Annotated in this window: 6 protein-coding genes; 3 read left to right on the forward strand and 3 right to left on the reverse strand. The window is 75.2% G+C overall.

Annotation, left to right across the window (positions count from 1 at the left end; genetic code table 11):
* Window positions 1-22: 22 nt before the first annotated feature.
* The 3 genes from PSD17_RS13195 to PSD17_RS13205 form a co-directional block, all read right to left on the reverse strand.
* Complete coding sequence (locus PSD17_RS13195) at window positions 23-640, reverse strand: TetR/AcrR family transcriptional regulator (RefSeq protein WP_339122781.1); 618 nt, start codon at window positions 638-640, stop codon at window positions 23-25.
* 83 nt (window positions 641-723) lie between these two features.
* A complete protein-coding gene (locus PSD17_RS13200) occupies window positions 724-3051 on the reverse strand; it encodes a heavy metal translocating P-type ATPase (RefSeq protein ID WP_339122782.1) in 2328 nt (775 codons plus the stop codon).
* Window positions 3051-4031 (reverse strand): hypothetical protein, encoded by a 981-nt coding sequence (locus tag PSD17_RS13205; RefSeq protein WP_339122783.1) that lies wholly within the window; start codon window positions 4029-4031, stop codon window positions 3051-3053. Before PSD17_RS13205 ends, PSD17_RS13200 begins: the two co-directional genes overlap by 1 nt.
* 197 nt (window positions 4032-4228) lie before the next feature.
* On the opposite strand from PSD17_RS13205, the gene PSD17_RS13210 reads away from it, so the two are divergent.
* The 3 genes from PSD17_RS13210 to PSD17_RS13220 form a co-directional block, all read left to right on the forward strand.
* Window positions 4229-5287 carry an alpha/beta fold hydrolase gene (locus tag PSD17_RS13210; RefSeq protein WP_339122784.1) on the forward strand — a complete coding sequence of 353 codons (1059 nt, stop codon included), beginning with the start codon at window positions 4229-4231 and terminating at the stop codon, window positions 5285-5287.
* A gap of 65 nt (window positions 5288-5352) precedes the next feature.
* Entirely contained in the window at window positions 5353-6525 is a 1173-nt protein-coding gene (gene moeZ / locus PSD17_RS13215) for an adenylyltransferase/sulfurtransferase MoeZ (protein ID WP_013673274.1), read from the forward strand.
* A 1731-nt stretch (window positions 6526-8256) separates the two neighbouring features.
* On the forward strand, window positions 8257-9189 hold a 933-nt coding region (locus PSD17_RS13220; protein ID WP_339122785.1), incomplete at its 3' end, for a hypothetical protein.

Consider the following 9189-nt stretch of genomic DNA (forward strand, 5'->3'; position numbering starts at 1 on the left):
CGGGGACGGGCCGAGCGGACCGTCAGTCGTGGACCAGCGGGAAGCCCGCCAGGCCCCGCCAGGCGAGAGCCGACATCAGGCTGATCGCCTCGTCGCGGGGAACGGTCTGCTCGGAGTCGAGCCAGTACTGCGCGGTGACCTGGCTCAGCCCGACGAGCCCGACGGCCAGCAGACGTGCCCGGTCGCCGTCGAGCCCGGCGTCCTCGGTGACCACGGCGGCGACGGCGTCGATGCACTGCGAGAGCGCCCCGTCGACGACCGCGGCGGCCTCGGGCTCGCGCCGCAGGTCGGACTCGAAGACCAGGCGGTAGGCCCCACCCTCGCCGGCGACGAAGTCGAAGTAGGCGGTGACCGCGGCGTGCACCCGCTCGCGGTTGTCGGTGGTGGTGTCGATCGCCGCGCGCACGGACCCCACGAGCTCGTCCGCGTACGTCGTCAACAGCGCCCGGTACAGCTCGAGCTTTCCGGGGAAGTGCTGGTACAGAACGGGTTTGCTGACGCCCGCGCGCTCGGCGATGTCGTCCATCGCGGCGGCGTGGTAACCCTGTGCGGCGAAGACGTCGCGCGCCGCGAGGAGCAGCTGCGCGCGCCGGGCACTGCGCGACAACCGCGCGCCGCGCTGGACCGGGGCCTCCGTCATCGACTGCCTCTCGTCGTTCGTGGGGACCCGCAGCCTACCGGTCGGTAGCCCCGATCGGGCGACCTGACCGCGTCACATCCGGGTCAGACCCGGTCGGCCACGGCGCTGCGGAACCCCCGGAGCCGCAAGCTGTTCGTCACCACGAAGACCGAGCTGAACGCCATCGCCGCGCCCGCGATCATGGGGTTGAGCAGGCCGATCGCCGCGATCGGGACGGCGGCGACGTTGTAGGCGAAGGCCCAGAAGAGGTTCCCGCGGATCGTCGCGAGGGTGCGCCGGGACAGCCGCACGGCGTCGACGACGGCGAGCAGGTCGCCGCGGACGAGCGTGAGGTCGCTCGCCTCGATGGCGACGTCGGTGCCGGTGCCCATCGCCAGCCCGAGGTCGGCGGTGGCCAGCGCCGCCGCGTCGTTGATCCCGTCGCCGACCATCGCGACCACCCGGCCCTCGCCCTGCAGCCGCTGCACGACGGCGACCTTGTCCTCGGGCAGGACGTCGGCGATCACGTCCTCGGCGTCGATCCCGACGCGCTCGCCGACCGCGCGGGCCGCGGCCCCGTTGTCCCCGGTGAGCAGCACGGGCCGCAGACCGAGCGCGCGCAGCCTGCGGACGGCCTCGGCGCTCGTCGGCTTGACCGCGTCGGCGACGGTCAGGACCGCGCGCGCCTGCCCGTCCCACGCGACGACGACGGCGGTTCCCCCGGCCCGCTCGGCGGCCTCCCTGGCCTCGACGAGCTCCGGCGGCGACGTGATGTCGTGGTCGGCCAGCAGGGCGGGACGTCCGACGAGCACGGCGTGCGCGACGACCCGCTCCCCGGACAGCTCCGAGACCAACCCGCGCACGCCCAGCCCGGCGACGTTCTCGAACTCCGAGACGCCGGGCAGGTCGCCCGCCGCCCGGGCGGCGTCGGCCACCGCGCGGGCGATCGGGTGCTCGGAACCGTTCTCGACGGCACCGGCCAGCCGCAGCGCCTCGTCACGGTCGACACCGCGGGCCGGGTGGACGGCGGCGAGCTCCATGCGGCCCGTCGTCACGGTCCCGGTCTTGTCGAGCACGACGGTGTCGATCCGGCGCGTGGACTCCAGCACCTCGGGGCCCTTGATGAGCACACCCAGCTGGGCGCCGCGGCCGGTGCCGACGAGCAGCGCCGTCGGCGTGGCGAGCCCCAGCGCGCACGGACAGGCGATGATCAGGACGGCGACGGCGGCGGTGAACGCGGCGGCGGCGCCGTCGCCCGCGCCGAGCCAGAACCCGAGCGTCGCGACCGCGACCGCGATGACGAGCGGCACGAACACCGCCGACACCCGGTCGGCCAGCCGCTGGACCGCGGCCTTGCCGCTCTGCGCGTCCTCGACGAGCTGTGCGATCCGGGCGAGCCGGGTCTCGGCACCGACGCGGGTGGCCCGCACGACGAGCCGCCCGGACGCGTTCACGCAGCCGCCGACCACGTCGGCGCCGGGCCCGACGTCGACCGGGACGGGCTCGCCGGTGAGCATCGAGACGTCGACGGCCGAGGTGCCCTCCTCGACGGTCCCGTCCGTGGCGATCTTCTCGCCCGGCCGCACGACGAAGCGGTCGCCGACGGCCAGCCGGGCGATCGGGACGCGTTCCTCGCGGCCGCCGCGCAGCACCGCCACGTCCTTGGCGCCCAACTCCAGCAGCGCGCGCAGGGCCGCACCCGCCGCCCGCTTCGACCGGGCCTCGGCGTAGCGCCCGGCGAGCACGAAGACCGTCACGCCGGCGGCGACCTCGAGGTAGATCTGCCCCCCGCCGCTGCCGCGCTCGACCGTGATCGTGAAGGGGTGCACCATCCCCGGCGTCCCCGCGGTGCCGAACACGAGCGCGTAGACCGACCAGGCGAGCGCGGCCAGCGTGCCCACGGAGACCAGCGTGTCCATCGTCGCCGCGCCGTGGCGCAGGTTGAGCCAGGCCGCCCGGTGGAACGGCCACGCGCCCCACACGACGACGGGCGCCGCCAGCGTCAGCGCGAGCCACTGCCAGTAGGTGAACTGGAACGCCGGGACCATCGACACGACGACCACCGGCACGGCCAGCACGGCGCTGACGATCAGCCGGTGTCGCAGGTCGGCGGTCGGGTCGGCCTCGCCGGCGCCGGCGGCGCCGTCGGCGGGCGCCTCCGCGGCCGGGGGCGGCGGCAGCGTGGCGGTGTAGCCGGCGGCCTCGACCGTCGCGACGAGCGTCTCGGGCGCGACCCCGTCGGGGTAGGAGACGCGCGCCTTCTCGGTGGCGTAGTTCACCGTGGCGACGACGCCGTCGAGCTTGTTGAGCTTGCGCTCGATGCGGTTGGCGCAGGAGGCGCACGTCATGCCGCCGATGGCCAGCTCGATGCTGGCCGGGGCGGCGGCGATCCGGGGGTCGGCCTGCGCGGACTCGGGGGTGATCGTGCTCATCAGCGGCTCGCCTCCGGGGTCGGGACCGAGAAGTCCGCGACGTGCGTCGCGCCCCCCTCGACGAACTCGACGAACAGCCGGTATGCGCCCGGCGACGGGACGTCGACGGTGAACGCGGTACCGGGGCCCGCGCGGTCGGTCGGCGCCGGTGCGGTCGAGGTGATCGGCTGGACGCGCAGGTAGGCCAGGTCGCCCTGGCGCAGCACGACGAGATGGCCGAAGGCGCCGAGGTAGGGCTCGAGGTCGAGGACCGGCTTCCCGTCGCGGCTCACCGTCGCGTAGATCTGCGACTGCCTGCCCGGGACGAGGTTGCCGTCGACGCGGACCTGGAAGCCGTCGACCGCGCTGGTACGGCTGTCGGCGAAGACGAACGGCGTGAAGTCGCCCTGCACGAACAGGTCGGTGCCCAGGACGAGCGGCGGGCCACCGGCCGGGGTGAAGTCGGCGTAGGCGCGCCAGACCCCGCCGCCGGGCAGGCGCAACGGTGCGCGCCAGACCCCGTCGGCGCCCAGCGCGGGCTGCAGGTGCTGGAAGCCGGCGGCGTCGCGGCGGATGACGACGACCTGCATCGCGCCGTGATGCGTGTCGGCGTACGCGGTGACGGGCCGGCCGTCGGCGCCGCTGATCGTGAACGCCAGCTCGGCGGGCTCGTTCAGCGCGAAGCTGGTGTCCTGCACCGAGAACGTGTACCCGGCCTGGGTGGCGGACAGACCGAGCGACTCCACCGCGGCGACCGGGTCCTGACCGGTCGGCCCGGGCCCGTCGGCGCAGGACGGTCCCGCGGGCCCGCCGTGGCCGTGCTCGGCCTCGTGGGCCGGGTCGCGGCCCGCGACCTTCGCGCAGGTGGCAGCGACGTCGGTGGCGGCGGGCGCGGGGACGGTGTCGGCGCGCGGGGTCACGGCCGAGCCGACGCCCCAGGCTCCCGCGAACAGCACGGCGAGCGCGGCGACGTACCCGCCGAGCCTGACGCCCGTCCTCATCGGTCCTCCTCCGGCGGCCGTCCGGGCCACCACCACACCGTGCAACCACACCGTGCAACGCGTCCGCCCCCGGGACGACTGCCCGGGGCCCGGGTCTCGTCGCCGTGCGGTCGCCCACCGGAGCCCGACGATACCACCAGGGGGTATCGCGGACGTCGGTCGTGGTGTGCCGCGGGGCGATGAGCGATGCTGGGCGGATGCCCGAACCCGCCGCCGGCTCCGCGTCGGACGGGGCCGTGCGCCCGCCGGTCACCCGTTCCGCCGTCCTCGCGCCCCGGCAGACGCTGCCACCGCTGGACCTCGCGCGGCGGCCCTGGCCCGGCCGCGAGATCACCGCGGGCGGGGTGACGTTGCACGTGCGGGAGACGCCGGGAGCGGCCGGGGCCCGCGCCGTCTACGTCCACGGGCTGTCGGGGTCGGCGACGAACTGGACCGACCTCGCCGGCCTGCTCGCGCCGCGGGCCCACGGCGTCGCGGTCGACCTGCCCGGCTTCGGCCTGTCGCGCCCGCTCGAGCCGCGCCGCTGGACCCCGGCGGCCAACGCGGATGCGCTCGCGGCGTTCCTGCGCGGCGCCGGTGACGGGCCGGTCCACCTGCTGGGCAACTCGCTGGGCGGCGCCGTGGCGCTGCTGCTCGCGGCCCGCCACCCCGACCTCGTCCGGACGCTGACGCTCATCTCGCCCGCCGTGCCGGACCTGCGGCCCGACCCGCGGCGGATGTCCGACCCGCGGATCGTCCTGGCGCTCGTCCCCGGCCTGGGCAGACGGGCCCGGCGGGCGCTCGCCCGGGTCGGCCCCCGGGAACGGGCCGAGCAGGTCGTCGCGCTCTGCTTCGGGGACCCGTCGGTGGCTCCCGAGCACCGGCTGGTCGAGGCCACCGAGGAGATCGTCGCGCGTGGCCGACTGGAGTGGGCGGGGGAGGCGTTCACGGGTGCGACGTTCGGCATGATCGCGGGCTGGTTCCGCCCGGGCGCGGCGTCGCTGTGGTCGGCGCTGCGCGCGGTCACCGCGCCGACGCTGGTCGTGTGGGGCGATCGTGACCGGCTGGTGGCGCCCCGGCACGCCGCGCGCACCGTCAGGTCGCTGCGCGACGGACGGCTGCTCATGCTTCCCGGGGTGGGCCACGTCGCCCAGATCGAGGCACCCGAGGCCGTGGCCTGCGCCGTCGCGGGGATGTGGGACGCGGTGGAGGCCGGGCACCGGTCACGGGATGGGAAGATGGACGCAGTCACGCGCGTTGACAACGTCGAGTCGTGACACCGGGCGTCACGCCGCCGTGACACCGAACGCGCGAACCGCACGCGATACCGAGGAGTGCAAGCATGCCGCTACCGCCGCTCGTGGAGCCGGCCGCCGAGCTGACCAAGGAAGAGGTGGAGCGCTACAGCCGCCATCTCATCATCCCGGATGTCGGGATGGCCGGGCAGAAGCGGCTGAAGAACGCGAAGGTGCTGGTCATCGGCGCCGGCGGGCTCGGCTCGCCCGCGCTGCTGTACCTGGCCGCCGCGGGTGTCGGGACGCTGGGGATCGTCGAGTTCGACGAGGTCGACGCGTCGAACCTGCAGCGCCAGATCATCCACGGCCAGTCCGACGTGGGCCGCTCCAAGGCCGAGTCCGCCCGGGACTCGATCCGCGAGGTCAACCCGCTGGTCGAAGTGCGGCTGCACCAGACGCGGCTCGAGGCGAGCAACGTCCTCGACATCTTCCGCGACTACGACCTGATCCTCGACGGCACCGACAACTTCGCGACGCGCTACCTCGTCAACGACGCGGCCGTGCTCCTCGGCAAGCCCTACGTCTGGGGTTCGATCTTCCGTTTCGAGGGCCAGGCCTCGGTGTTCTGGGAGGACGCTCCCGACGGCAAGGGCCTGAACTACCGCGACCTCTACCCGGTGCCCCCGCCCCCCGGGATGGTCCCCTCGTGCGCCGAGGGCGGCGTGCTGGGCGTGCTGTGCGCGTCGATCGGCTCGATCATGGTCAACGAGGCCATCAAGCTGATCACCGGCATCGGTGAGCCCCTGCTCGGCCGGCTCGTCGCGTACGACGCGCTCGAGACCACCTGGCGGACCATCAAGATCCGCAAGGACCCGAACACGCCGAAGATCACCGAGCTGATCGACTACGACTCGTTCTGCGGTGTCGTCACCGACGAGGCGGCGTCGGCGGCGGCCGGTCACACCATCACCGTGACCGAGCTCAAGGAGATGATCGACGCGGGCAAGGACTTCGCGCTGATCGACGTCCGCGAGCAGAACGAGTGGGACATCGTCCGGATCCCGGGTGCGACGCTGATCCCCAAGGACCGCATCCTCTCGGGCGAGGCACTCGCCGAGATTCCGCAGGACAAGCCGATCGTCCTGCACTGCAAGTCGGGCGTGCGCTCGGCCGAGGCGCTCTCGGCCCTGCACAAGGCCGGCTTCGCCGACGCCGTGCACGTCGGCGGCGGGGTGCTGGCCTGGATCAAGCAGATCGACCCCTCGCAGCCCGTCTACTGATCTCCCGCCGGTCCACATCGGATCGGGCACGCCGCGCCGCCGGTACCGCATCGGGTACCGGCGGCGCGGTCGTTCGTGCGCACGCTGCCGAATCGGGCGAACTCGCAGGTACACAGCGTCACGGCGGCCTGGTTCGTCACTCCTGTCGGAGCATCGACATCTGTCCCGTTCGGCCGGTACCGTTCGGCTACGAAGATCAAGACGGTGCTGTGTCGTCGATCTGTGCGACCGGGTGACACGTCCTCCGTCGCAGCCTGGGGGGTGTCGGTTGTGGACGGACTGCAGCGTTGTGGGCTGTCCGGTTGCGGAATACTGATCACGAGCGCCAATCCCGGGCGGCCCGATCGGCTCTACTGCTCGCCGACGCACCGCGCGGCCGCGCGGCAGGCCCGGCGCGAAGCGAGCCGGCAGAGCCGGGCCGCGGCGGCGCAGCCCGCGCCGCCTCCTCCCGGGCGGACGGTCGACTCGGAGATCTGGGCGGTGCTCGCCGCCGCGGGGTTGGTTCCGCCGACGGGCGCCGCGGGGTTGGTGCCGCCGACCGCCGGTGCCGGGTTGGTCGCGCCGACCGCCGACGCCGCGTTGGTTCCGCCGACCGGCGCCGCTGAGCCGACCTCGACCCCGGCGCCGGCGCCGGGCGGTGCGGCCGGAGTGCCGCCCGCCCCCGTCCGGGTCGCGCCGGTTCCGGCGAGCCGCGACGCCTGCGATGTCGTTGTCGCGTCGCCGGACGACCCCGACGCCTTGCCCCTCGATCAACGGGCCCGGCCCGTGCCCGCACCTCCTGTGCTCCGGACTGCCGCGGTCGTCGACCCTGCGCCTGGGGGTGTTGCGCCTGGAAGTGCTGCGCCTGCAGGTTCTGCGCCTGGAGGTGTGGCGCCCGGGGGCGTGGCGCCGGGTAATGCCGCGGCAGCTGTGTCTCTGCCTGGGGGCGCTGTCGCCGGCCGCCCGGCGGCGGGCGGCGCGGCGCCTGGCGATGCTCCGCCCAGCGGCGCCGCGCCTGGCAGTGCAGCGCCTCGCAGTTCCGCGCCCGGCGAGCCTGCGCCGGTCGCAGGTATGGCGTCGACGGACGGGGTTGCGGCCGCCGGACCCTCTGCCGTCGGGATCGCGGCCGCCGCACTCGTCGCGTTGGGGCTGGCCAGGATCGACCCGCCGCCCGACGCGCCCGCCCCTGGTTCGGACCCGGGCGGCGAGCTGTGGCGGCGCGTGAGGTCGGGCAGCGGGGTGCTCGACGGTCGGGCGGACGCGCCCGGGGCCGGGGCCGATGCGCCCGCGGACCCGTCCGTGCTCGGAGGAACAGCCACGTGCCCGGGGCGTGCGGCGCAGGACGACGACGCCGTTCTCCCCGGTACACCGTCAGAGGAATCGACTCTCGACAGATCCGGTGGGGACGGGGGAGCGCCGGCCGAGTTGCCGGCTCCGGGACCGTCGCGTTCCGAGCGGTCCGACGGCGGACTGTCCGCCGTCGAAGCGTCTGGCGTCGAAGCGTCCGGCGACGAACCCGCGGGCCGCGGGCCACTCGGGTCCTCGGCGCCGGAATCGCCGTCGTCCGGACCGCCTGCACCGGCGTCGACGGCGCCCGGGAGGGCGGGGACGGTAGCCGAGGCGCCGCGTTCCCAGGCCACTCGACGGGGCGTCGTGCTGCCCCGCCCGCGGCCGGAGGGACCGGTCACCGGCCGGCCGCGCGCCCCTCGGCCGTCGCGGACCCCATCGGCGCCGACCGGCCGCCGCCGTCGGGTGCTCGTCGCCCTCGGCGCGGTGGGCCTCCTGGTCGCGGGCTACGGACTGACCGCGTCGAGCCCCGACATCGGCGCGACCAGCCCGTCGGTACTGGCCGTCCCGCAGCTGTCGGGCGAGCGGGAGTGGGCCGACCGGGCGCAGGTCGTGCTGGCGTCGGTCGACTCGCAGCTCGACGTGATCGCGAAGGCCGAGTCCGAGTGGTACGCCGTCCCCGCCTCGCTGCGCGCGACCCGCGCCGACGCGCTCGACCGGTTGCTCCGCCGCAAGGCCTACCTGGAGACACAGCGAACGCTGCTGCAGACCCAGCTCGCCACGTACAAGTCCTTGACCAGCGCCAACGACGATCTGCGACGCACCGAGCAGCAGCTGGCCTACATCCGGCGCGAGCTCGACATCGCGACCGACCCCGCGCGGCGCACCCCGGCGCAGGCGGCGCTGGTCGCCGCGCTGGAGGAGAACCGGCGGACGCTGGAGCGTCGGCGCGACGCCAAGCGCGCGGAGGTGCAGGGCCTGTCCGGCGACGTGGCAGGGGCCGCGACGGTCCCGCTCGTCGACGACCCCGCGCTCACCGACCGTGCAGCCGCCGAGGTGCGTCGCGTCGTAGAGGACCCGACGGCCCCGCCGCCGCACCGCACGGGCGGTGCCGACCAGCGGCCGGACGCCGTCAGCGGCCGCGGCCAGCACCGCGACGGCTCGCCCGTGCCGGAGATCGGCACCGGCGCGCCACCGGACCCCGGCCGGGCGTCGGACGACGTCTCGGCGCTCGCCTCGTCGCGCGGGCCCGTCGAACGCGTCGTCGAGCCGGTGGCCCACGCCGAGTCGGTGCCCGCGCCGGGCCGGGCGTCGTCGGACGACCCGCCCCCGAACCGTGCGCCGTCGTTCCGTGCCGCGTCCGCCGACCAGCCGCAGGCCCCGCCGGCCGAGGTCCGG

This window comes from Pseudonocardia sp. D17, assembly GCF_036984265.1.
GTDB classification, from domain to species: domain Bacteria; phylum Actinomycetota; class Actinomycetes; order Mycobacteriales; family Pseudonocardiaceae; genus Pseudonocardia; species Pseudonocardia benzenivorans.